Source organism: Providencia sp. PROV189 (genome assembly GCF_028480065.1).
GTDB lineage: Bacteria > Pseudomonadota > Gammaproteobacteria > Enterobacterales > Enterobacteriaceae > Providencia > Providencia stuartii.
Genome location: NZ_JAMPOG010000004.1, coordinates 137,408 through 161,261, shown reverse-complemented (window position 1 = coordinate 161,261; position 23,854 = coordinate 137,408). Strand labels below are relative to the sequence as shown.

Below are 23,854 nucleotides of genomic sequence, written 5' to 3'. Positions count from 1 at the left end.
TAATGAATAAGACAGCTCACTATGCGGCCGCGTTTAATGTACTGGGGATCTGCTATCTGTTCCCGCCGGATGATGACAGCAACCGGATGGCGATGCGTCTGTTTACCCTGCCGGGATTTGCCCAGCAGTGGCCGTGTGAGGTGGATAGTACACTCTGCATGCAACTGAGCCGCACGGCCGCTGAGGGGGCGGAGGTACTGAAATCGGCATGGCAATCTCTGTTCGTCGGGCCAGGGTCGTTACAGGCGCCACCTTGGGGCTCGGTGTATCTCGATGCGGAAGGATTGTTGCAGGGGGATTCGACTCTTGCGCTGAGCGCTTTTCTAAAACAGGAACGGCTAAAACTAAATACCCCGTATCCGGAACCCGCAGATCACATCGGGCTGATTTTGTTTCAGGCGGCGGTACTGGCATCTGAAATGCGAGAAGTGGCGGTTAATACACTGCTCAGTCAGCACCTGATGAGTTGGTTGCCGCGTTATTCGCAGCGTCTGGACACGCACGGAAACAGTCCGTTTTACTCCGCACTGACCCGACTGACAGTGACCACCGTGCAATCATTTATAAAAGCATAATCTTCACAGTGATTGATTACATACCCATAATCTGATGCGCCTCTTTCTCTGGGGCGTTTTTTTGTGGCAGCACCAAGTGCCTTTCCTTAAGGTAAATTACCCGCCACGGCATCACTGTGTTTGCGTTTGGTAGCCATTTTATAAACGATACGTTGAGTAACGATGAGACCCAATTGAGCTATTAGCCTTCGAACATAAAGATTAACGAGATAGACCAATTGGAAGAGCGGTTAAAAGTCAATTATAACCGCGCAAATTTCATGGATCACAGCTTGCGGCATCAATACCTCAAAGCACCCAAAAGCGGTAAATCAGTAGAAATTCTTCAATACGACTATGTCGCTTATACATACAAAGAAACCAGCATTTACTTCAAACCTAACAAAGTTGGTATTGAAGGGGCCTTGCTACTGACAGATAAACGTTTATATGAAGAGAGAGATTTTTCGATCTTGTCGGTACTTGTTTGATAAAAGGGATAAAACGGATAACGTACTATAATAAAAAGGAATATATTTTTGTTGTGCAGAAATTAGTATTGTGTGAGTTTTTGTGGTGCGTAGCAGATAAAAAATGAAATGATTTCTGACGGCACTGGTCATCTTGCTAGTCGTGATTGTAGTTAGACCAACAGCGTTGGCATGTCTGGTCGACCCCTAGTATGATGACAGGACTTGCTTCGAACACCGCTCTTAATGCAAGCCAACCTGTTTTGAACGCTGAAAATATGCGTCTTGACGTAGAATTATGGCCTTTGCTTTCTTATCGCTTATCTCTATCGTTTATCCATTGAACAAATTGTTTTTAAACGATGCCGTCGTTCATCATACGCCAGAAAGTGAAACTCAAATGGATGTTAACCCACTGATTGCGCCAATGGGTAACAAACACCAAACTCTATAGAGAAGAGTCAATGGTATTGAAAAAGTTGAAGTATCAAATAGTTTAGCGCTCAGGAAAACTCAGAATGATGAGTATAATATTACGTAACATCAACCTTCCCTTAAAAACGATGAGCGAAAAATAACGGATAATAACTATCTTAGAGGGAGAAGGGCGTAAAACGTTTTAATTGTGCCTGTTGTAGGTTGATAAATAACGGCATGCCGATAACAGGGATCTAACCGCAATCGAATTCCCCTTTTATGGATATTTCTTCTTATTATTTAGTGTTTTTTTAGCGAGTTTGCTTTGTGAAGCTGGAACCTCACGCCATTAACTCCTATAATTCCGGCAACCATAACTTCATCAATATGAAGTCATGCATTTCATTTCAGATTTATTTAACCAGGTTATCATTTTATGACTGACATAGCGCATCACTGTACCATTGTTGGTATATCAGGAGCTTCTGCATCCGGAAAAAGCCTTATCGCGAGTACGTTATATCGAGAGTTACGGGAAAAGGTTGGTGATCATAATATCGGTGTTATACCAGAAGACTGCTACTATAAAGATCAAAGAGATATACCAATGGAAGAGCGGTTAAAAGTCAATTATGACCACCCAAATTCCATGGATCACAGCTTGCTGTATCAACACCTCAAAGCGCTCAAAAGCGGTAAATCAGTAGAAATTCCTCAATACGACTATGTCGCTCACACACGCAAAGAAACCAGCATTCACTTCAAACCTAAAAAAGTTATTATTATCGAAGGGATCTTGCTACTAACAGATAAACGTTTACGTGAAGAGATGGATTTTTCGATCTTTGTCGATACTCCGCTTGATATTTGCTTGATGCGACGGATAAAACGTGATGTAAATGAGAGAGGCAGAACGCTGGATTCTGTGATTGAACAATATAATAGAACCGTTCGTCCGATGTTTTTACAGTTTATTGAACCGTCAAAACAGTATGCCGATATTATTGTGCCTCGTGGCGGTAAAAACCGCGTTGCCATTGATATCTTAAAAGCGAAAATCGGCGAATTTTGCCAAGACTAAACAGCATTAGACAGTCTGGCGATGGAAAATAATGAAAGGGGGGATACCATCATGCGTCTTTGTGACCGCGATATTATTCAATGGATGGATGAGGGAAAATTAGTCATTAGCCCACGTCCACCTATTGAACGGATCAATGGAGCAACGGCGGATGTGCGCCTAGGAAACCAATTCCGCGTTTTCCGTGGGCATACCGCAGCCTTTATTGACCTAAGTGGCCCGAAAGATGAAGTTAATGCGGCGCTTGACCGTGTCATGAGTGATGAAATAATTCTCAAAGACAATGAGCCTTTTTTCCTCCATCCAGGAGAATTAGCACTTGCAGTCACTCTCGAGTCTGTTACCCTGCCTGATAACCTAGTGGGGTGGTTAGATGGGCGTTCATCGTTAGCACGATTGGGGTTAATGGTGCATGTTACTGCTCATCGAATCGACCCCGGTTGGTGTGGGCAAATTGTGTTAGAGTTTTATAATTCAGGTAAACTCCCATTGGCCCTGCGCCCTGGTATGGTGATTGGCGCTTTAAGTTTTGAGCCATTATCTGGCAGCGCAGATCGTCCTTATAATAGCCGACAAGATGCAAAATATAAAAATCAGCAAGGGGCGGTCGGTAGTCGTATCAGTGAAGATTGATAACGAGAAGTATTGCGGAATTATCTTTATGTTTAATTTGAGGTAATTCCGCATATTGTGCAGGGATAGGTGTAGTGTGAGCCTTTTGTGTGGCGTAGCAGACATAACTTGAGTGAGGGAAGAATGAAACGATTTCTGACGACACTGGTCATCTTGCTAGTCGTGATTGTAGTTGGGCTAACAGCGTTGGTCATGTTAGTGAATCCAAACGACTTTAGACAGTATCTTGTGGAGCAAGTCGAGAAAAAGAGCGGCTATCAGCTCGATTTTAAAGGCGATATGCGTTGGCATGTTTGGCCGACCCTTAGCATTATTACAGGACCTGTTTCGGTCACCGCACCTAATGCAAGCCAACCTGTCTTGAGCGCTGAAAATATGCGCCTTGACGTAGAATTGTGGCCTTTGCTTTCTCATCGTTTATCTGTTGAACAAATTGTTTTAGACGGTGCAGTCATTCGTCATACACCAGAAAGCGAAGCTCAAACTGATGCTAACTCACCGATTGCGCCAGCAGGTAACAAGCAAACACCAAGCTCTACGGAGAAGAGCCAATGGCTATTAGATATTGAAAAAGTTGAAGTATCAAATAGTTTAGTGATCTGGAAAACTCAGAATGATGAGTACAACTTACGCAATATCAACCTTTCCTTAAAGAAAAATGATGAGCGAAAAATTACGGCTAAATTCAGCGGTAATTTAAATAAAAACCAGCAAGAGCTGCGCTTTGATGCGCGAGCAGAGCTTGATCTCTCCCAGCTTTCACATCAAATTAGTGGGCAATTAACTCAATTTGATTACACCTTTACAGGTGTTGATTTGCCTGAAGGTGGCATAACGGGTCAATTCACCAGTGATTTTGCTTACATTAAAGAGAATGTTGCGACAGCCAGTTTAAATAATATTGTCATTAAGGCGAATGAAAGTGAATTAACCGGTAAAATCGCAGCACAATTAGGCAATATCCCTGATGTTCGTGTTCAGTTATCTTCTCATCGCTTAAATTTAGATAAATTACTGGGTACACCGCATACAAATGCAGGCTCCCATAATGCGAATGAATCCGATAATCCTGCTCGAGTGGGGGTTAAACCTGTTATTTCTGGGAAAGAAACCCAAAAATATGATTTATCGAATTTAAAATCCTTTACTGCCAATATTGATCTCAATATCGATAATTTGATTTATCGTGGAATGGAGGTAAGCGCAGTAAAACTTGCAGCACAAAATCAAGCGCCTCAATTAGTCATTTCTCAGTTAGAAGGGAAGGCGTTTGGGGGACTATTCTCACTGCCTGTGACCATTAATTATGCTGCGATCCCCGCGCAAGTCATGGCGAAGCCTAATATCCAAAATATTAATTTAACGCCGTTATTAAAGGCATTTAATATGCCCGAAAAATTGAGCGGTATTGTGACTATCAATGCGGATTTATCGGGGCCTGGTTATGATGATTATGCCGTGAAACATTTATGGCAAGGTCCTGTGAGTTTCAGTTTACAAAATGCACGTTTAGCGGGCTTAAATATTCCGTTATTGATCCAACAATCTATTTCACGGGTGACCAATAAAATTAATGCGCCGGTCAATACGGGAAATTATACGGAAGTTGAATTGTTCACCGTTAATGGTCGTTTAAATAAAGGAACCGTCAATATTGCTTCAATGAATGCAACGTCTCCACTCATCTCGATTACCGGACAAGGTTGGGCAAATGTACCAGCCGAAACCCTAGATGTGAACTTGGGCGTACAAATCACTAAAGGTTGGGGCGGTGATTCTCGCTTTATCCAGCAGTTACAAGCGATGACTATTCCACTGCGTATTTATGGTGGATGGAGCAATCTGCAATACCAATTGAATGTCGAAAAATTGCTACGTAACGAATTAAAGACACAAGCAAAAGAGGCATTAGGTAACTTTTTGAAGAAGGAAGAACAAAAAGGGCTAAGTGATTTGTTGAACGCATTATAGTTTATAAATCAGAAGAACTCCGGCTATAAGCGGGAGCTCTTCTTTATCTATTATTGACTATCAATAAGTTACATTAATATTCATACTTTGATCTGCTAGCTTCTTGGGTTATTCTTTCATTAATTTTTTCTTGGCTATCTAATCCAATAGTATTGTTTTGTCGGCGTTCAAATTGGAATTTACTTTCCGCCAGATGAATTTTACCTTCAGTGCTTTTTACTAAATTATTCAGCTTGGTTATTGTTTCTTTCTTACTTGTATGATGTTTGTAAGAAGAACTATCTAATTTAGTTTGGTAAGATTTAATCTCATTTTTTAATGAAGACAATGTTGTTGAAATATCTTTCATATTGACACCATTTCGACTAAAAACATCGCCGCTTTGAGCGGTTTTTAGCTGGCTCACAATTTTTTTAATACTATTTTTAATTTTCGTATTAAGTTGTTTAACATCTTTTACATGTACAGTTTTCTCTGCTGTGACAATTTTAGGTTGTTGGTTTGATGTATTACTAACATTTGATGTAGAGCTGGCAATAGAAGAATTATTCGCTTTAATTGGGGGCGATTGAATATTTTGTTGCGATTGAACATTATGGATGCTTTGACTAGATACTTTCATCTCTAACCTCGAATAACATTATTAAGTTGCCTAAATTATTGAACAACTCAATAATTAATTCTTTTAAAAAACGCTACCATTTTTGTGTTTTAAGACATCGGATAAAGCAACTTTAAATATTTATGTAAAAAAATACCGGCTCACTGGCCGGTATGGTTCTAAATGAAGCTTAATTACTCTTCTTCATCTTCTTCAGGCTGTTTAGGTGGAATAATCAGCACCTTGCTAATACGGTGGTTCTTGACCTCAAGCGGTTGGAAAATACAACCGTTCACCTCAATTTGTTCACCTTCTTCAGGAACACGTTGAAGATGTTCCATCAATAGGCCTGCAATGGTTTCGTATTCACGTTTTTCATCCAATTCCATTGGAACAAATAAGATCAGGTCTTCTAATGGCATAAAACCATTGGCAATCCAGTGACCATCCTCCAACTTTTGGATGTCATGACGCGAATCATTTTCTTCTTCCCCATCTGGTAAGTTACCAGCAATGGTTTCCATTACATCGGTTAAGGTGACGACACCCTCAACAGTACCAAACTCATCGACAACAAAGGCAAAGTGTGTTTGAGCTTTACGGAACTGCTCTAGCGCTTTTAGCAGCGAAAGGCCTTCAGGGAAGATCAGGGGTTGAGTAATAAGAGCACGTAAATCAAGAGGTTGACCACTGAGCTGCTGTTTAACTAAATCAAGCACATGGATAACACCAACAGGCTCATCACTGATGTTCTCATCAATCACCACAAAGCGTGAATGCGGATTTTTTTCCAGCAATTGTAGTAATTCACTGGCTGATTTATTGATATCTAAATATTCCACATCATGGCGTGATGTCATGATACTTTCGACATTACGTTCCGCCATTCCCAAAACTCGGGCAATCATTTGACGCTCTTGTGGATCAAAAACAGATTGGTTATCCGCTATCAAGTCCGATGTATGAGCATCCAATTCCGCACGTTCATGGTTACCGCTTAGAATACGTAGCACCGCTTCTGCTGTGCGCTCACGTAATGGGCGACTACCTTTTAGGAATTTGCGACGGTTAAATTGTGCGAACTGATTTAAGACTTCAATCATGATAGAGAAACCAATCGCAGCATATAGATAGCCTTTCGGTATCGAGTAACCGAAGCCTTCAGCAACCAAGCTAAAGCCTATCATCAACAAGAAACTGAGACACAGGATAACGATAGTAGGGTGGTTGTTAACAAAACCAGTTAGTGGCTTACTTGCCCATATCATCAACATCATGGCAATCGTCACAGCAGCAACCATAACACCAATATGGTCAACCATCCCAACGGCGGTAATTACCGAATCGAGTGAGAAAACTGCATCAAGGACGATGATTTGTGCCACAACAGCCCAGAAATTCGATGTTTTCCGCTGGGTATGCGCGTGTTCATCCCCACCTTCTAGCCGTTCATTAAGCTCCATTGTTGCCTTAAATAGCAAAAAGAGACCGCCGACCAACATGATCAGATCTCTGGCACTAAATGGATGATCGAATAGTGTAATTAAAGGCTTGGTGAGCGTGATTAGCCAAGACAAGCTAAATAGCAGAATGACTCGCATCACTAGTGCTAGCATCAGACCCGTTACACGAGCCCTATCACGCAATTTTTGCGGAAGCTTATCTGCCAAAATGGCAATAAAGACGAGGTTATCAATACCAAGAACGATTTCTAGAACGATAAGGGTGGCAAGCCCCGCCCAAATCGAAGGATCTGCGATCCATTCCATACAGTTTGTTTTACCTTCTGATATGACGGCATATGCCGACTGGTGAATAATGCGGTTTGTTTACTCAAATTTCAATAAAAATTCACGTTAATGAGACGATAATCTACAAATAATATTCCGTTTGCGTCATCGATTGCATCAATAACTACCCACCAGAACAAACCTGAGTTAACATGTGATCCTGTTAACAGAATTGCCAGCAAGTAAAATGCTGGCTTAGGTCCTAATCAGACAGGAGTTTTTCATGTCAAAGCAACAGATTGGCGTTGTCGGTATGGCTGTCATGGGGCGCAACCTTGCGCTGAATATTGAAAGCCGTGGTTATTCCGTCTCTATTTTCAACCGTTCTAAAGATAAAACGGATGAAGTTATTGCTGAAAATCCAGGGAAAAAATTAGTTCCCAGCTACACTATTGAAGAGTTTGTCGACTCTCTGGAAAAACCACGCCGTATCCTGCTAATGGTGAAAGCAGGTGAAGCGACAGATAAAACGATTGCTGCATTGACTCCGCATTTGGACAAAGGCGATATCCTGATTGATGGTGGCAATACGCTATATAAAGACACAATCCGTCGTAATCGCGAGCTATCAGAGCAAGGCTTTAACTTTATCGGTACAGGGGTTTCTGGTGGTGAAGAGGGTGCACTAAAAGGCCCATCGATCATGCCGGGTGGACAAAAAGAGGCTTATGAACTGGTTGCACCAATTCTAAAAGAAATCGCCGCTAAAGCAGAAGGTGAGCCTTGCGTGACTTATATTGGCCCAGATGGTGCTGGTCATTATGTTAAAATGGTTCACAATGGTATTGAATATGGTGATATGCAACTTATCGCTGAGGCCTATTCATTATTAAAAGGTGCTTTAAACCTAAGCAATGAAGCGCTTGCAGAGATTTTTGCAGATTGGAACCAAGGTGAACTAAGTAGCTATCTGATTGAAATCACCGCTGATATCTTTAAGAAAAAAGATGAAGATGGCAAATATCTTGTTGATGTTATTTTGGATGAAGCGGCAAACAAGGGCACAGGTAAGTGGACTAGCCAAAGCTCTTTAGATTTAGGTATTCCAGTAACACTTATCACTGAATCGGTATTCGCACGTTATATCTCTTTCCTAAAAGATCAACGTGTTGCTGCTTCTAAAGTGTTAACTGGTCCGGCATTAAAAGCGGTTGAAGGTGATAAAAAACAGTTTATCGAAAAAGTACGCCGTGCGTTATACCTAGGTAAAATCGTCTCTTATGCTCAAGGCTTCCAGCAATTAAAAGCGGCTTCTGACGAATATAACTGGGATCTTAACTACGGTGAAATCGCGAAGATTTTCCGTGCTGGTTGTATTATTCGTGCTCAGTTCTTGCAAAAGATTACAGATGCCTACAATGAAAACGCACAGATTGCGAACTTGTTATTAGCGCCATACTTTAAGCAAATCGCAGATGAATATCAGCAAGCGTTACGTGATGTGGTTTGTTATGGTGTACAAAACGGTATTCCAACACCCACATTCTCAGCCGCAATTTCTTATTATGATAGCTATCGTTCAGCGGTATTGCCTGCTAACTTAATTCAGGCGCAGCGCGATTATTTCGGTGCTCATACTTATAAACGTACTGATAAAGAAGGCGTATTTCATACCGAATGGATGGAGTAATTCATTAAAACAATGAGTTACATAAGTGAAGGGTGCTGGTGATCCAGCCCCTTTTTTTATGCATACAACTCCCCCTATTAGGCAGGGGAAGTCATGAATATTAAAAACATTATGCTAGGCTGAAGGAGATATACTGTTATGACCCATTAAGCCATTTAATAGCGTAATCTAAGATGATATTTAAATTTTGTGGGCTTCCATAGCCTTTAAATTCTTTATCAGTTGTAATGATATTTAACCAATCATCATTGCTATTATTAACAATAAGGTTCGATTTATTTTTTCCACTCTCACCATTAATATGAACTCGCCAGCCTGGATTGTCTAACGTACTGATGTCTAATCCATATTCATGCTCCCAAATTCCATCGCATTGAGATTTATACCAATTTTGTAATTGAGTAATTAGATTATTATTCATTTTTTAAGTATTTATTTCTCAGTTCGCTCTCTTATTACGCTAATACTCGTCAGAACTCAAAGTTGATAATGTCATAAATGTAGGTAAATCAACTGGGGTTGTCAGCTAAAACAAATTAGACAAGAACTCGCAAGAGACAGCGTAAGGGGAATAGAAGGCTTATGCAAATTATGGTGTGACTTCATGGATTGCCATTACTCGAGAATATCGCCTTATTGAATTGATGATAATACTATTTTTATTGAAGTGAGCTTACCCTACGATAGGGTGAGAAAATAGGCTTCGACTAGGAATAATACATAGCGATTATTTACCTGATGGATCCGCAAGAGAAGAGTTTTGAATAACAAATCATAACTAATAACACTATAAAAAATGAACTGGTATTCATCAATTGGCTATTACGTTGCGGGGAGTGACTGATACGACGCTGTTCATTCGCTTAGTCTAAAATACTCGTTTACTTAGTGATAGTTAGAGGATCATAAGCTGCCTAACAGAGCATCTGTACTCTGCATTCAAGCGTTAAATTTACTTAACGGTGAGTTTTTTATGCTGAAAGATATTCGGACAAGAAAATCGGGTATCGCTTTGATTGATTCTACTGATAGAATTATCAGTTCATTTTTATTATTAGGCTGAGAAAGCTTCACTGCAAAGCCTAGATTGATCATTTGATGATTGTTCACTAAGAATTCTATTTATGCGAAAGTTCCTTGTCCTGTTACTGTTACTCGTACTACTTAGCCCACTGGCGATTGACCTATATTTACCGACAATCCCTGCTATTGCGATTGCCCTTGGCTCCCCAGAGTCACTGATACAATCAACAATCGCGCTGTTTATTTTAATTTTTGGTATAGGGCAGTTGGTCTCAGGGCCTTTAATTGATCGATATGGACGTAAACCTATCGCCATCATAGGGATCTTAATTTATATCATCGGGTCGACAGTTGCAGCATTATCAACTGCGGTGGAGATCTTTATTGCTGCGCGAGTGCTGCAAGGTGTCGCGGTCTGCTGCACAGGTGTAGTTGCTTTTAGTGGGGTGCGAGACCGTTTAAATGGTACAGAAGCGGCGCGTGCATTTGGCTTCCTGAATGGCACATTAAACATTGTGCCAGCGCTTGCTCCGCTATTAGGTGGCTTTTTGGCAGAATATTGGGGATGGCGCGCACCTTTTTGGTTCCTTGCCCTCTATGCATTACTGCTCTTAGTATTGGTGATAGCTTTTTTACCTGAAACTCGCCCTGCAAGTTTGCAACATGTGAAAAAACTGCAACTTAACCATTATCTGCACATTTTGCGTAATAAGTATTTTATGATTTTTGCATTGGTTAATGCGGGTAGTATGGGAATGGTACTGACTTATGTCTCCTTTGCACCGAGCGTGTTAATGGGGGATTCAAAGCTAACCCCGCTAGAATTTTCGCTTGTGTTTGGGGCAAATGGTTTTTGGATCATGTTTGCTAGCTATATTGCTAACCACTATATCCCGAAAATTGGTCGCCCTAATTGCTTAAAAGCAGGTAGCTTATTTATGGGGATCGGGTGTTTAGGCCTCGTATTAGGCTTAATGTTACTGCCCTATGCGTTACAAAACCATTGGTTAGTCTATATGTTACCTGTTGCTTGTGCCTGTACAGGACTCGCTTTTATGATGGGAACCGCAACCAGTTACGCGTTAGAACCTTTTGAAAAAGAGGCTGGAACAGCCTCTGCACTGGTCGGGTTTATTCAAATGGCGGTTGGTGCGGGGTTAAGTTTATTGGCGATTAATGCCTTCTTACCAGCAAAGTGGGCGCTAGCTATTTTAATGTTGTTAGGCTGTATCATTGCGCTGGTGGCAAGGAATGTCAGCTTAAAATTAGCCGCACAGAATGAGGCAGCATAAATGATAAATCCCTTATTAAAACAGCCAAGGGTTGCTAAAGGTGATGTGTTTTTGAGCGCGAATACATCACCATAGACAGCGTTCTATGGTAATAATAATTTTACGACGAGGATTGTTACCATGAATCAAAAGCATTGGTCAAAATATCAACTATTACACGAAGTTGTCCAAAACCCCAATATCCATATTAAAGGGCGTCACAGTTATTACAGTGACTGTTGGGATAATGGCTTTGAAGCCTCCGTTGTTCGTTACCTACAAGGAGATGAAGGGAGTCGTGACTGGCAACTTCCTTGGCAAGTCGATCAACTCTATATTGGCGATTATGTCTGTATCGGCAGTGAAGCCGTGATTTTGATGGGAGGAAATCACACTCATCGAATGGACTGGTTTTGCCTGTATCCTTTTATTGAGCATATTAATGAAGCCTATGTAGGGAAGGGAGATACGATAATTGGTGATGGCGCATGGATTGGTATGCGAGCATTCATCATGCCCGGCGTTCATATCGGTGAAGGCGCTGTTATTGCCGCCAATAGTGTTGTGGTAAAAAATGTGGCGCCATATAGCATTGTTGGGGGCAATCCAGCGAAACAGATTGGATACCGTTTTTCGCCTGAAATTATTAGTGAGCTGCTCGCATTGAGAATTTATGATTGGCCTGAAGAGCAATTCAATGCGTTAAAACCTCATTTATGTCATTCTGATTTGGCCGCATTAAAAGCGGCATTGTTGGAATATCAAAACAAATCATAACAATGACCGATAGGGAATGATGATATGTCATTCCCTTTATCGCATATATAAATTTACTTCTTGCTGGCTAAGTAACCAAATATAAAGCCGACTCCGGCAGCGATAGTGGCTGCGGCAAGTGGATGGCTTTTTACGCTATCCACAGCGGAATTTAAGGTATCACAGCCTTGAGCCGCACATTTTTTAACGGCACCTTTAATTTGATGTTCTGTAGAGTCGGTGACTTCACCATAGGCTTGCTGCGCCGTGCCAGCGGCTTCTCTTGCTCTGTTTTCTGCTTTGTCGAATAAACTCATGATATTCTCCTTTATACTGAACAACAGTTATTACTAAGTGTAGCAGCCGCATAAAAGCGCGAGACCTATTTTACTTAAAATCAAGTTATTTTACGTTGTTTCACTATCACGAATAAAACTAACTAGAGTGGGATTAGCAATACGCCGATAGTCTTCGGTATTGAGGATAACTGAGCGTTCAAGTGTGCCAGCATTAAAGGCTAATTCTTCAAAACGGGCAAATAAATAAGGATCAGCAATTAATTTTAGCGAGGGGTGGAAGCTAAAAGGAGGAATGGCGCCAAATACACATTGGGTTAAATCATCCACTTCTTTTGGACTCGCTAATGAGGCTCGCGTTCCGCCAATGGCATGGGCTATTTTGCTTAAATCAGCCTGTTTATCCGCAGGAAGAATAGCTAAAACATGTTGGCGGATCCCATTTCCTTTGACATGGCATACCAGACCTTTTGCACCTTGACCTAATTGGGTTCCTCGTACTTTAGCGACTTCCTCAGATTTACCTGCGGTTGGGTGTTCCATCACACGGTATCTGGCATTATGTTTATCAAGTAACTGGGTTAATTGAATAAAAATAGGGCTTTCTGACACGACGGTTCCTTTTTTATAAAAATAAACAGTTGAGATAGTAGCAAAATTAGATAACAAGCTAAATACCATGGATATTATCTGAAAATTGAAAGAAGCAATGAGCGTGTTTTTAAGTTAATAGCGAAATCATTGTCCAAATAGCATTTTTATTAAAATAGGCTTTCACTTGAATTAATTGACTCAATTAGCTAAACAGTCATTTATAGGTAAGATAATAGGAGGGCTTAGGTCGACGAACAATAATCAGTTCACCTTTTTTATATTGGGTAGCCCACCTTAAGCAGGCTACCGTATTATTATTGATGGCGCTCTTTCAGTCGTTTGATGATAGTGCTTAAATCAAGATCTTGGTCTTGTAAGAGTACCAGCAAGTGATACATCAGATCTGCGGCTTCATTCGTGAGTTCAGCACGATCATTCACGGTGGCAGCTAGTGCGGTCTCAACCCCTTCTTCTCCCACTTTTTGAGCGATACGTTTAGTTCCACTAGCATATAAACGCGCGGTGTAAGAGCTTTCAGGATCTGCTGTTTTACGTGATTTTAGTAAGGTTTCCAGTTCAAATAAGAAGCCCCAATCACTTTGGGCTGGAGCAAAACAGCTTTCAGTGCCCTTGTGACAAGTTGGTCCAATAGGTTGTACTAAGGCGAGCAGGGTATCGCTGTCACAGTCTGGATAGATATCTACCAAATTGAGAAAATGGCCAGACGTTTCCCCTTTGGTCCATAGGCGCTGTTTGGTTCTTGAATAAAAAGTGACCTTGCCACTCTCTAAGGTGGTTTGTAAGGCTTCAGGGTTCATATAACCCAACATTAGTACATCACCAGAGGTGGCGTGTTGTACAACAACAGGCATTAGCCCATCGACTTTTTGCCAAGCAAGTTGGTGACATTGTTCTGTGGTTAACATACTCTAATTTGAACTCCATTTTCTGCAAGGTATTGCTTTAATTCACCGATATTGATGATTTGCTTATGGAACACAGAAGCAGCAAGTGCGCCATCAACGTTTGCATCGCAAAAAGCATCAAGGAAGTGTACTTTTTCACCCGCGCCACCAGAGGCAATTAAAGGCACTTGGCAGATTTCGCGGACTTTTTTCAGTTGTAGCAGATCATAGCCTTGGCGTACACCGTCTTGGTTCATCATGTTTAGAACGATTTCGCCAGCACCGCGTTGTTGAACCTCTTTAACCCAATCTAAGGTTTTCCAGCGGGTTTGTGTGGTGCGCTTTTCATCCCCAGTAAATTGATAAACCAGATAATCTCCGCTGTCATGGTCAAACCAAGTGTCGATACCAACCACAATACATTGAACACCAAAGCGCTCAGCGAGACGGCTAATTAAGGTTGGATCAGACAATGCAGGTGAGTTAATGGAAATTTTATCTGCGCCAAATGACAGGATTTGTGCTGCATCTTCGACACTTTTAATACCACCGGCCACGCAAAACGGGATATCAATGACTTCGGCGACTTTGGAAACCCAACTCTTATCGACCACACGGCCGTCAGATGATGCAGTAATATCATAAAAAACTAATTCATCTGCCCCTTCTTGGGCATAACGCTGGGCGAGCGGCACGATATCACCAATAATTTCATGATTACGGAATTGAACACCTTTAACCACTTGCCCATCACGAACATCCAGACAAGGAATTATGCGTTTTGCCAACATGCGATTGCCTCCGCGACAGTGAATTTACCTTCAAGTAGGGCGCGGCCAACAATCACGCCTGCCGCTCCTGATGATGGAATAGCGGCGATATCAGCTAAAGAGCCAATACCCCCTGAAGCTTGAAAAGCAATATCAGGGTATTTTTGACTGATTTCACGATATAAGTTGACATTGGAACCCGCCAAAGTGCCATCTTTCGAAATATCGGTACATAAAACGTGTTTTAGCCCGTATGGCTGATACATCTCAATGGCCTGTTCCAGAGAAAGGTTTGAATTCTCTTGCCAGCCACTGATGGCAATTTCTTTAACGCCTTGTTGATTGATACGAACATCCAGAGCAAGCACGATAGCTTCACCGCCGTAACGTTCAAACCAAGTTTTCACTAATCCGGGTTGCTTGACCGCGGTTGAGCCAATAACCACTCGCGTCGCTCCCGCGTCTAACAGCGCTTTTACGTCTTCTTCAGTGCGGATACCACCGCCAACTTGTACAGGAACACAAACGCCAGCTAATAATTTTTTGAGTAGGGAAATTTGGCGTTTTTGTGGGTCTTTGGCTCCCGTTAAATCGACTAAATGCAGTAATTTCGCCCCTTCTTGCTCATATTGTTGCAGGCGAGGGAGAGGATCATTACCGTATGCCGTTTGCTTGGCATAGTCTCCTTGGTGTAGGCGAACAACATTACCATCAATTAAATCTAAAGCAGGAATGATCATCTCAATTACATCTCCAAAAAGTTTTGGATCAGACGGGAACCTGCGGCACCCGAACGTTCAGGGTGGAATTGAACCCCGTAAAAGTTATCCTGATTGACAGCACTACTAAATGGGTTCCCATATAAGGTTTGAGCTAGGGTATTACCTGAAATTGGCATCGAATAGCTATGCACAAAATAGAAGTAGGCATCCTCACGGATCCCTTTGAATAAAGGGTGGCCTGCTAATGCTTTAACTTGGTTCCAGCCACTGTGCGGAACAGGCAAACCGTTAGCATCCATTTTTTGGACCGGGCTATCAATGAGGCCCAGTAATGGGATCAATTCTTTACCTTCTTCACTCACACTGCCCATTAATTGCATACCTAAGCAGATGCCTAAAACAGGTTGAGTCAGCGTTTTAATTAACGGAATGAGTTCACGCTCATTCAGTTGTTCCATGGCGGCACTTGCTGTGCCGACTCCCGGTAGAAACACTTTATCAGCCTGTAAAATCGTCTTAGTATCACGGCTAATTTTTGGGGTGTAACCCAAACGCTTAACAGCGTAAGCGACCGATGACAAATTAGCGCACCCCGTATCAAGGATCACAACATTCATTAGAGAACCCCTTTCGAGCTAGGCAAAGTATCCCCTTCAACACGGATCGCTTGGCGTAAGGTGCGACCAAACACTTTAAATAGGCTCTCTGCTTTATGGTGATCGTTTTTCCCTTTAGTTTTCAGGTGTAACGTACAACCCATCGCATAAGAGAGTGAACTGAAAAAGTGTTCGATCATTTCAGTGCTCAAATCACCAACGCGTTGGTATTTAAATTCTGCTTTGTATTCAAGGTGTGGGCGGCCTGAGATATCTAATGCACAGCGTGCTTGGCACTCATCCATCGGTAGCACAAAGCCAAAACGTGCAATACCACGTTTGTCACCTAGCGCAACACGCAGTGCCTCACCAAGGGCTAAACCTGTATCCTCAACGGTGTGATGGTCGTCTATAAATAGGTCACCTTTAACGTCGATATTTAAACGGAAACCACCGTGAGTCGCGATTTGGTCAAGCATGTGATCAAAGAAGCCAACGCCGGTGTTGATTTGGCTACCGCCTTCGCGATCAAGCCAGACTTCGACGCGAATATGGGTCTCTTTTGTGACTCGTTCGACCAAGGCATGACGATCGCGTTTGGTTAACTTATCAGTGATAGCGACCCAATCGAGTGATTCAGGGCTATAACGTAGGCCTTGAATACCCATATTTTCAGCTAATTGGATGTCGGTTTCACGGTCGCCAATCACATAGCTGTTTGCTTTGTCTAATTTACCTTCAACAAGATAATTTTCGACTAAGCCTAACTTTGGCTTGCGGCAGTTGCAGTTATCCGCAGGTTTGTGAGGGCAGATCAGCACTTCATCAAATTGGATACCCTGAGATTCAAAAACCTGCATCATTAAATTATGAGGTGGCTCAAAGTCAGCCGTTGGAAAGCTATCCGTTCCCAAGCCATCTTGGTTAGTGACCATGACTAAACGGTAGTTGGCTTTTTGGAGCGCGAGTAAGCTCGGGATCACCGCTTTTTCAAATGCTAATTTGCTTAGGCTATCGACCTGAAAATCAGTAGGTGGCTCAGTGATTAATGTTCCGTCACGGTCAATAAAAAGTATTTTTTGGCTCATGAATGTTTCCTATTTTCAGGTTTAGCAAAGGGCTTCAATAGCGTCAATAACACGTACATTTTCGGTTTCTGTGCCGATAGTGATACGTAAACAGTTGGCAAGTCCTGGCTGTTTACTTTGATCACGTAAAATAATGCCTTGATCCCACAGGGCTTTAAACACCTTATTGCCGTCAGTAAAGCGCACTAAAATATAGTTAGTTTCGCTTGGGTAAACCTTTTCTACGATAGGCAATGCCTGTAAAGCTTCTGAAAGCGCAATGCGGTTATTGGTGATTGTCGTAACACGGTGTTTCATGGTCGCTATCCCCTCCATATTCAGCGCTTGAGCCGCTATCATCGCCACAGGGGTAGAAAGCGGATAAGGAGCGATCACTTTTAGCAAAACTTCAATAACATCGGGGGCGGCTAATGTGAAGCCACAACGCAGGCCTGCTAGTGCAAATGCTTTTGATAAAGTTCTCAGTACGACTAGGTTAGGGTAGTTGTTGAGCCAACTGGCTACGCTATATTGAGGGCAAAATTCAATATAAGCTTCATCAACAACCACTAACGCTCGACCTGCCGCCATTTCAAGGACTTCAACCAGTGCCTTGTTATCAATAATATTGCCGGTTGGATTATTGGGGCTGCAAATATAGATCAGCTTAGTGTTGCTCAAGTTTTCACGAATAGCATCCACATTGAGTGACCAGTCTGGCAGAGCAGGGATCTTCTTCTGTTCGATACCAAAAGTTTCAGCGCTGACACTGTACATGCCATAGGTAGGTGGACAAAACATCACCGCATCTTTACCGGGTTCACAGAAGGCCCGGATCAGCAGCTCGATTGACTCGTCAGCGCCGCGGCAAACTAACACTTGCTCAGGAGAAACCCCTGCATACGCCGCGTAATTGAGGATCACATCGGTAGGCTGGCATTCAGGATAGCGGTTTAAATTACGTTCATTAAACTGAAACTCTGGCGCAATTGGGTATTCATTCGCATTTAACCAAACATCACCACGACCGCCTAAACGGCGAGCAGACATATAGGGTGTCATCTCTTTGACATTGTTACGTGCAAGGCTAGCGGCTTTAAAGGTTTCGCTCATCACTCACTCCTATTTTTGTTTGTTCAGTTCAGTGACACGTAAGGTCACGGCATTTTTGTGAGCCGTTAGGCTTTCTGCTTGCGCTAACGTTTCAATGGTAGTCGCTAACCCTAGAAGCCCTTGAGGCGAGAGTTTTTGCACTGTCATACGTTTCATAAAATCAGCAAGGCCAAGACTTGAATAGGTTGATGTATAACCGTAAGTCGGCAACACGTGGTTAGTTCCAGATGCATAATCTCCCGCGGATTCAGGTGACCAGTCACCAACAAAAATCGATCCCGCACTGGTGATGTTTTCGACTAATTCGTCGGCATTACGTGTTTGTAGAATTAAATGTTCTGGACCGTAGCGGTTACTTATTTCAATGCACTGTGCAATGGAATCAGCAATAATGACACGACTGGCACTCAATGCTGCTCTTGCAATATCAGCACGTGATAGCTCTGCAAGCTGTTTTTCCGTTTCATCAATAACACGTTGAGCAAATGTTTGGCTGTCGGTTAACAATATGACTTGTGAATCAGGGCCATGCTCTGCTTGCGATAATAGATCCGCCGCTGTAAAAGCAGGGTTGGCTTGGCTGTCAGCAATGACTAACACTTCTGATGGCCCCGCTGGCATATCAATTGCGGCCCCTTCGTGATCTTGGCTGACTTGGCGTTTGGCCTCTGTCACGTAGGCATTGCCCGGGCCAAAAATTTTATCAACGGCGGGAATACTTTCGGTTCCAAATGCCATAGCGGCAATTGCTTGTGCTCCCCCAACTTGGAAAATATCGGTAATACCGCACAATTTAGCGGCATAGAGTATTTCATCTGCAATAGGTGGCGGTGAGCAAAGGATCACTTGCCGGCAGCCTGCAATATTTGCGGGTGTGCCTAACATCATTACCGTTGAGAGAAGGGGGGCCGAGCCTCCAGGAATATAGAGACCCACGGAATCGATCGGGCGTGTAATTTGTTGGCACACAACCCCAGGTTGAGTTTCAACTTGAATAGCCGCCGGTTTCTGAGCCTCATGAAAACGACGGATATTGCCGATGGCCGTTTGCATCGCAATTTTGATGTTGTCATCAAGGCGTGTTGCGGCTTGTTCAACGGCATCTTGTGAAACACGAATAGTTGAAATAGCTGTTTTATCAAAACGTTGGCTAAATTCGATTAATGCACTATCACCGCGGGCTTTGACCTGTTCAATGATCTGGGTGACAGCAGCGCTAATGTTTGTAGACGCAGCGATGGCAGGGCGTGTCAGTAGCGCTTTTTGTTCATTAGCATGACATGATGACCAGCGAATCGGTTGATTAAATCCCATTTCCATCGGTATTACTCCATCATTTTTTCAATCGGTAGAACCAAAATGGAGCTTGCGCCTAATGCCTTGAGTTTTTCCATGGTTTCCCAGAACAGGGTTTCACTGCTGACCATGTGCATTGCAACACGGTTTTTATCTCCCGCTAAAGGCAACAAAGTAGGGCGCTCTGCACCCGGCAGTAATGCGATAATCTCTTCTAAGCGCTCACTTGGAGCGTGTAGCATAATGTATTTGGATTCGCGGGCTTGGATAACACCTTGAATGCGTGTCATCATGCGATCAATCAGTTGCTGCTTGTCTGCTGAAATTTCCCCGTCTCGTTGGATCAAACAAGCTTTAGAACGATAAATCACTTCGACTTCTTTTAGGCCGTTGGCCTCTAATGTTGCCCCTGTTGAAACAAGGTCACAGATAGCATCGGCAAGACCTGCCCGAGGGGCGACTTCGACAGAGCCGTTTAATAAACAAGATTTAAATTGAATGCCTTTTTCATCGAAGTAACGTTTTAATAAGTTCGGGTAAGAGGTGGCAATACGAGAGCCATTTAAGCACTCTGCACCTGTGTAGTTAAAGTCAAGAGGCGCGGCTAATGATAAGCGACAAGCACCAAAATCAAGGCGACGCAGTGTCTTATAAGCGGGATTATCGCCTTGAGCACGGCGGCTTAATAGCTCCTCTTCAAGGACGTTTTCACCAATGATACCAAGGTCAACGACACCATCCATAACTAGCCCTGGGATATCGTCATCGCGTACACGAAGTAAATCAATAGGCATATTTTCTGCATAAGCAATCAATCGCTGCTGTTGTAAATTGATTTTAATTCCGCAGCGGGCAAGCAGTTCTCGTGAGTCTTCACTTAAACGACCTGATTTTTGAATAGCAATTCTTAACCGTGATTTATCCAACATAATTTTACCCTGCTTATTCTGTAATATATTTTTGATTAATAATAAAAAAACCCTCGGAAGATATTCTTCCGAGGGTTTTCTCTATTTCGCATTTCAGCCACCGGAAGAGTTATTGAACGTCTTCCAGCACACATCGCCCGAAAGACTAATCAGGATGATGGTGATGATGATGGTTGCGAGAAATACGAGTCATAATAGCTTCCGATAATAATATTGTTAGTTGCTTAAACATTCACTACTCATCAACCTATCCGATTTCATCACTAGAATGCAACTCTTTTTTTAAAAATAATCGATAATAATTGGATAGTGCCGTTTTATAGTGAATAATCGCCTGAATAATATATTCGGAAGTTAAAAGGTTTTTCGATAAGCTAAGCAGAATTAAGTTATTGTCGGTATGTAGGGGGGAATGATGAAAAAGGTCGCAATTGTTGGATTAGGGTGGTTAGGGTTACCCCTTGCGAGAGCGTTGTTGGCTGAGGGGATTGAAGTCTCTGGCACAAAAACGACCACGGATGGTATCGCTGCCGCTCGTGCTGTAGGAATTGATTGTTATCATTTGCAGCTCACTCCCGAATTAGTGTGTGATGGTGATGACTTACAGCAATTAATGGAAGAGGCTCAGGCGTTAATTATTTTACTACCGCCTTCAAAAGTGAATGTACCAGCTTATGTCAATGCCATCGAACAGCTTGTTGATACGGCAATAACCTTTCAAATTCCTCGTGTGATTTTTACCTCATCGACTTCTGTTTACGGTAATGCGATTGGTGAAATTGATGAAAATAGCCAGCGACATGCAGAAACCGCGTCAGGGCAAGCCTTGATTGAGGTTGAAAACTGGCTTCATGCACTGCCGAACATTTCAGTGGATATTTTACGGCTAGCGGGGTTGGTAGGAGAAAATCGTCACGCAGGGCGTTTCCTTGCGGGCAAAAAATCCCTAAAAGGAGCAACACAGCCTGTTAATCTTGTTCATCAGGATGATGTGATTGCTGCCATCCTATTATTACTCAGGCAGCCCAAAGGAGGACATATCTATAATTTATGTGCTCCTCAACATCCTCAACGCGCGGATTTCTACCGCCAAGCGTCTCAATCATTAAATTTGGAGGCACCTGAATTTTGCACTGAACCGGCAGAAAATGCAGGGAAAATCGTTAAAGGTGAACGTATCTGTCAAGAACTTGGGTTTGAGTATCAATACCCAAACCCAATGCAGATGCCGATGACTATTTAAGCGGGATCATCACAATTTTTTGGAAAGCAGGACGGGTTGTTAACTGAGAGTACCAACGTTCTAAGTGAGGGAATTCAGGGCGTTCTGTGACGATTTCGTGCCATGGGTAAAACAGTGGAGCAATAGCGATATCAGCGATCCCAAATTGTTGACCGCTAAAATAGGGCTGAGTCGCTAGGGCTTCATCGGCAATTTTGAGCAACTTTTCAATATTGTGATAAATGGTACGTACTGTTTCTGGATCTCGTTCGTCAGGGGAAACGCGGACAATTTTATTCATCATCTGTTTGATATTATCGAACAAACTTCCACATCCCCAATCTAACCATTTGTCGGCAGCAGCCTTTTCTTGAAGGTTTTGTGGGACCAATAAGTGAGAATGATCAAACTTTTCCGTAAGGTATCGTAAAATGGTATTTGATTCCCACAGGGTAAAGTCATCATCCTGTAAAGTTGGAATGGTGCTGTTTGGATTCATTTTTTTATATTCAGGTGTATCAAGCCCCCCAAAAGGGCCGCCAACATCTTTTTGATGATAAGCAACGTTCAATTCTTCAAGGCACCAAAGTACTTTTTTGACGTTTGATGAGTTTTTACGACCCCATACAGTTAACATAGTTTTCCCCATGATTTGATGTTTCGTTGTTTACCCTAATTAAGATAGATGAAATCGTATTATGGGAACAATCTTTATTTGTTGTGTGTAGCTTAATTGTGTAAAAAGCCCTACATTAATAATGAATTAACCGTTTTAGTATTTGTAAAGGAGTAACCGATGAACAAAAAATTTTTCACCTTAAAGGCGCGATACCTAGGAACTGGATTAGGCCTTTTAGTTGCGGTAAGTCATTTTGCTTACGCGGCAGGAACACCGGTTGCTCCACAGGTTGATGCAAAAGCTTTTGTATTGATGGACTACGACAGCGGTAAAATTTTGGCGTCAGGTAATCCAGATGAGCGTTTAGATCCTGCTAGTTTGACGAAAATGATGACCAGCTATGTGGTCGGTCAAGCAATTAAAGCGGGTAAAATCACGCCACAGGATATGGTCACGGTAGGTGTAGATGCGTGGGCAACGGGCAATCCCGTCCTAAAAGGCTCATCACTGATGTTTTTAAAGCCTAAAGATCGTGTCTCGGTATTGGATCTAAATAAAGGGGTCGTTATTCAGTCAGGGAATGATGCCAGTATCGCGCTCGCGGATTATGTCGCTGGTAGCCAAGACTCGTTCGTCAGCTTGATGAATGAATATGTGAAGCAGTTAGGGTTAAAAAATACCCATTTTAAAACAGTGCATGGCCTAGATTCTGAAGGGCAATACAGCACTGCTCGTGATATGGCAATTTTAGCCCAAGCGATGATCCGTGATGTGCCTGATGAGTACGCTTTACATAAAGAAAAAGAGTTTACTTTTAACAAAATCCGTCAACCTAACCGTAACCGTCTGTTATGGAGCCAAAATCTCAATGTTGATGGTGTGAAAACGGGTCACACAAGTGGCGCAGGGCATAATTTAGTTGCTTCCGCGACGGATGGCCCAATGCGTCTGATTTCTGTGGTGCTTGGTGCTCCGAGTGACCGAGTACGTTTTTCGGAAAGTGAAAAATTACTGACATGGGGGTTCCGTTTCTTTGAAACGGTGACTCCAATCAAAGCCGATCAAACATTGCAAACACAGCGCGTTTGGTTTGGTGATAAATCAGAGGTAGCACTTGGCGTTGAAAAAGACACTGCTATCACGATACCAAAAGGCCAGTTACAGAATTTGAAAGTGAGTTATACGCTGACGAATCCATCAATTGAAGCACCACTGGCTAAAAATCAAGCGGTTGGAACAGTCAATTTTATCTTAAACGATCAAATTGTTGAACAGCGTCCACTCGTGGTCAAAGAATCAGTTGAAGAAGCGGGCTTCTTTGGGCGTATTTGGGACTATATCGTAAAAACGGTCAGTGGCTGGTGGAATGCTATTTTTGGTTAAATTCTGATTAAAAGCACGCTTGAGGTGGCGCTGTTGCAAAGCTCAATTGGCCGATGGTGAACGATTAACGATTGGATTGCTGAGGCTTTTTTGTTAGATGTGTGCAACGGTCACCATATTATTATTTTTGAATGGTGTGCTGGTG

General features: G+C 42.5%; 25 protein-coding genes and 1 other annotated feature. Of the genes, 11 read left to right on the top strand and 14 right to left on the bottom strand.

What is annotated here, in order from left to right:
• The first annotated feature begins 2 nt into the window (after nucleotides 1-2).
• From PR833_RS03075 to asmA, 6 genes are all read left to right on the top strand, one after another.
• The gene (locus PR833_RS03075) at nucleotides 3-575 is read left to right on the top strand and encodes a molecular chaperone TorD family protein (RefSeq protein WP_040132939.1); all 573 of its coding nucleotides are present in this window, start codon (nucleotides 3-5) and stop codon (nucleotides 573-575) included.
• Nucleotides 576-793: 218 nt separating this feature from the next.
• Entirely contained in the window at nucleotides 794-1,045 is a 252-nt protein-coding gene (locus PR833_RS03070) for a uridine kinase (RefSeq protein WP_225829591.1), read from the top strand.
• A gap of 277 nt (nucleotides 1,046-1,322) precedes the next feature.
• The gene (locus tag PR833_RS03065) at nucleotides 1,323-1,478 is read left to right on the top strand and encodes a hypothetical protein (RefSeq protein ID WP_174822166.1); all 156 of its coding nucleotides are present in this window, start codon (nucleotides 1,323-1,325) and stop codon (nucleotides 1,476-1,478) included.
• Nucleotides 1,479-1,877: 399 nt separating this feature from the next.
• A complete protein-coding gene (gene udk / locus PR833_RS03060; protein ID WP_004917981.1) occupies nucleotides 1,878-2,522 on the top strand; it encodes a uridine kinase in 645 nt (214 codons plus the stop codon).
• A gap of 51 nt (nucleotides 2,523-2,573) precedes the next feature.
• Complete coding sequence (dcd, locus tag PR833_RS03055) at nucleotides 2,574-3,155, top strand: dCTP deaminase (protein ID WP_014657808.1); 582 nt, start codon at nucleotides 2,574-2,576, stop codon at nucleotides 3,153-3,155.
• Between the two features lie 123 nt (nucleotides 3,156-3,278).
• Nucleotides 3,279-5,126: an outer membrane assembly protein AsmA gene (gene asmA / locus PR833_RS03050; RefSeq protein WP_004917985.1), complete on the top strand. Its 1,848-nt coding sequence runs from the start codon at nucleotides 3,279-3,281 to the stop codon at nucleotides 5,124-5,126.
• A 73-nt stretch (nucleotides 5,127-5,199) separates the two neighbouring features.
• Here asmA and PR833_RS03045 read toward each other — a convergent pair whose 3' ends face one another.
• Nucleotides 5,200-5,748 (bottom strand): hypothetical protein, encoded by a 549-nt coding sequence (locus PR833_RS03045; protein ID WP_053110310.1) that lies wholly within the window; start codon nucleotides 5,746-5,748, stop codon nucleotides 5,200-5,202.
• A gap of 173 nt (nucleotides 5,749-5,921) precedes the next feature.
• Nucleotides 5,922-7,496 (bottom strand): TerC family protein, encoded by a 1,575-nt coding sequence (locus tag PR833_RS03040; protein ID WP_004917989.1) that lies wholly within the window; start codon nucleotides 7,494-7,496, stop codon nucleotides 5,922-5,924.
• 244 nt (nucleotides 7,497-7,740) lie between these two features.
• Here PR833_RS03040 and gndA point away from each other — a divergent pair, with 244 nt between their 5' ends.
• Nucleotides 7,741-9,147 carry an NADP-dependent phosphogluconate dehydrogenase gene (gene gndA, locus PR833_RS03035; protein WP_014657811.1) on the top strand — a complete coding sequence of 469 codons (1,407 nt, stop codon included), beginning with the start codon at nucleotides 7,741-7,743 and terminating at the stop codon, nucleotides 9,145-9,147.
• 136 nt (nucleotides 9,148-9,283) lie between these two features.
• On the opposite strand, the gene PR833_RS03030 is transcribed toward gndA, so the two are convergent.
• A complete protein-coding gene (locus PR833_RS03030) occupies nucleotides 9,284-9,568 on the bottom strand; it encodes an Imm53 family immunity protein (protein ID WP_004917993.1) in 285 nt (94 codons plus the stop codon).
• Nucleotides 9,569-10,271: 703 nt separating this feature from the next.
• On the opposite strand from PR833_RS03030, the gene PR833_RS03025 reads away from it, so the two are divergent.
• Both PR833_RS03025 and PR833_RS03020 read left to right on the top strand, forming a co-directional pair.
• Nucleotides 10,272-11,462 (top strand): multidrug effflux MFS transporter, encoded by a 1,191-nt coding sequence (locus tag PR833_RS03025; RefSeq protein WP_014657812.1) that lies wholly within the window; start codon nucleotides 10,272-10,274, stop codon nucleotides 11,460-11,462.
• Between the two features lie 120 nt (nucleotides 11,463-11,582).
• The gene (locus PR833_RS03020) at nucleotides 11,583-12,218 is read left to right on the top strand and encodes a CatB-related O-acetyltransferase (protein ID WP_036943574.1); all 636 of its coding nucleotides are present in this window, start codon (nucleotides 11,583-11,585) and stop codon (nucleotides 12,216-12,218) included.
• A gap of 53 nt (nucleotides 12,219-12,271) precedes the next feature.
• On the opposite strand, the gene PR833_RS03015 is transcribed toward PR833_RS03020, so the two are convergent.
• The 10 genes from PR833_RS03015 to hisG form a co-directional block, all read right to left on the bottom strand.
• Complete coding sequence (locus PR833_RS03015) at nucleotides 12,272-12,514, bottom strand: glycine zipper domain-containing protein (protein ID WP_014657814.1); 243 nt, start codon at nucleotides 12,512-12,514, stop codon at nucleotides 12,272-12,274.
• Nucleotides 12,515-12,604: 90 nt separating this feature from the next.
• Nucleotides 12,605-13,036 carry a YbaK/EbsC family protein gene (locus tag PR833_RS03010; protein WP_223854886.1) on the bottom strand — a complete coding sequence of 144 codons (432 nt, stop codon included), beginning with the start codon at nucleotides 13,034-13,036 and terminating at the stop codon, nucleotides 12,605-12,607.
• A 365-nt stretch (nucleotides 13,037-13,401) separates the two neighbouring features.
• Nucleotides 13,402-14,013 (bottom strand): bifunctional phosphoribosyl-AMP cyclohydrolase/phosphoribosyl-ATP diphosphatase HisIE, encoded by a 612-nt coding sequence (gene hisIE / locus PR833_RS03005; RefSeq protein WP_004918003.1) that lies wholly within the window; start codon nucleotides 14,011-14,013, stop codon nucleotides 13,402-13,404.
• Nucleotides 14,007-14,783, bottom strand: coding sequence for an imidazole glycerol phosphate synthase subunit HisF (gene hisF, locus PR833_RS03000; protein WP_004918004.1), 777 nt, complete (start codon nucleotides 14,781-14,783; stop codon nucleotides 14,007-14,009). The genes hisIE and hisF overlap by 7 nt, the downstream gene beginning before the upstream one ends.
• A complete protein-coding gene (hisA, locus tag PR833_RS02995) occupies nucleotides 14,765-15,502 on the bottom strand; it encodes a 1-(5-phosphoribosyl)-5-[(5-phosphoribosylamino)methylideneamino]imidazole-4-carboxamide isomerase (protein WP_272525870.1) in 738 nt (245 codons plus the stop codon). The genes hisF and hisA overlap by 19 nt, the downstream gene beginning before the upstream one ends.
• 5 nt (nucleotides 15,503-15,507) lie before the next feature.
• The gene (gene hisH / locus PR833_RS02990) at nucleotides 15,508-16,101 is read right to left on the bottom strand and encodes an imidazole glycerol phosphate synthase subunit HisH (protein ID WP_004918008.1); all 594 of its coding nucleotides are present in this window, start codon (nucleotides 16,099-16,101) and stop codon (nucleotides 15,508-15,510) included.
• Nucleotides 16,101-17,168, bottom strand: coding sequence for a bifunctional histidinol-phosphatase/imidazoleglycerol-phosphate dehydratase HisB (gene hisB / locus PR833_RS02985; RefSeq protein ID WP_004918009.1), 1,068 nt, complete (start codon nucleotides 17,166-17,168; stop codon nucleotides 16,101-16,103). The genes hisH and hisB overlap by 1 nt, the downstream gene beginning before the upstream one ends.
• 21 nt (nucleotides 17,169-17,189) lie before the next feature.
• Complete coding sequence (hisC, locus tag PR833_RS02980; RefSeq protein ID WP_004918010.1) at nucleotides 17,190-18,260, bottom strand: histidinol-phosphate transaminase; 1,071 nt, start codon at nucleotides 18,258-18,260, stop codon at nucleotides 17,190-17,192.
• Nucleotides 18,261-18,269: 9 nt separating this feature from the next.
• A complete protein-coding gene (hisD, locus tag PR833_RS02975) occupies nucleotides 18,270-19,580 on the bottom strand; it encodes a histidinol dehydrogenase (RefSeq protein WP_272525869.1) in 1,311 nt (436 codons plus the stop codon).
• Nucleotides 19,581-19,585: 5 nt separating this feature from the next.
• On the bottom strand, nucleotides 19,586-20,485 hold the full coding sequence (gene hisG, locus PR833_RS02970; RefSeq protein ID WP_004918014.1) for an ATP phosphoribosyltransferase: 900 nt from the start codon (nucleotides 20,483-20,485) through the stop codon (nucleotides 19,586-19,588).
• A gap of 41 nt (nucleotides 20,486-20,526) precedes the next feature.
• Nucleotides 20,527-20,655, bottom strand: a sequence feature (His leader region).
• 245 nt (nucleotides 20,656-20,900) lie between these two features.
• Between hisG and PR833_RS02965 the strand changes: the two genes are divergently transcribed.
• The gene (locus tag PR833_RS02965) at nucleotides 20,901-21,728 is read left to right on the top strand and encodes an SDR family oxidoreductase (protein ID WP_040132945.1); all 828 of its coding nucleotides are present in this window, start codon (nucleotides 20,901-20,903) and stop codon (nucleotides 21,726-21,728) included.
• Here the strand turns inward: PR833_RS02965 and PR833_RS02960 are convergent.
• A complete protein-coding gene (locus tag PR833_RS02960; protein WP_014657819.1) occupies nucleotides 21,721-22,344 on the bottom strand; it encodes a glutathione S-transferase family protein in 624 nt (207 codons plus the stop codon). The two genes, PR833_RS02965 and PR833_RS02960, sit on opposite strands and share 8 nt — an antisense overlap.
• A gap of 159 nt (nucleotides 22,345-22,503) precedes the next feature.
• Here PR833_RS02960 and PR833_RS02955 point away from each other — a divergent pair, with 159 nt between their 5' ends.
• Nucleotides 22,504-23,709, top strand: a complete 1,206-nt coding sequence (locus PR833_RS02955) for a serine hydrolase (RefSeq protein WP_004918021.1) — start codon at nucleotides 22,504-22,506, stop codon at nucleotides 23,707-23,709.
• Nucleotides 23,710-23,854 lie beyond the last annotated feature (145 nt).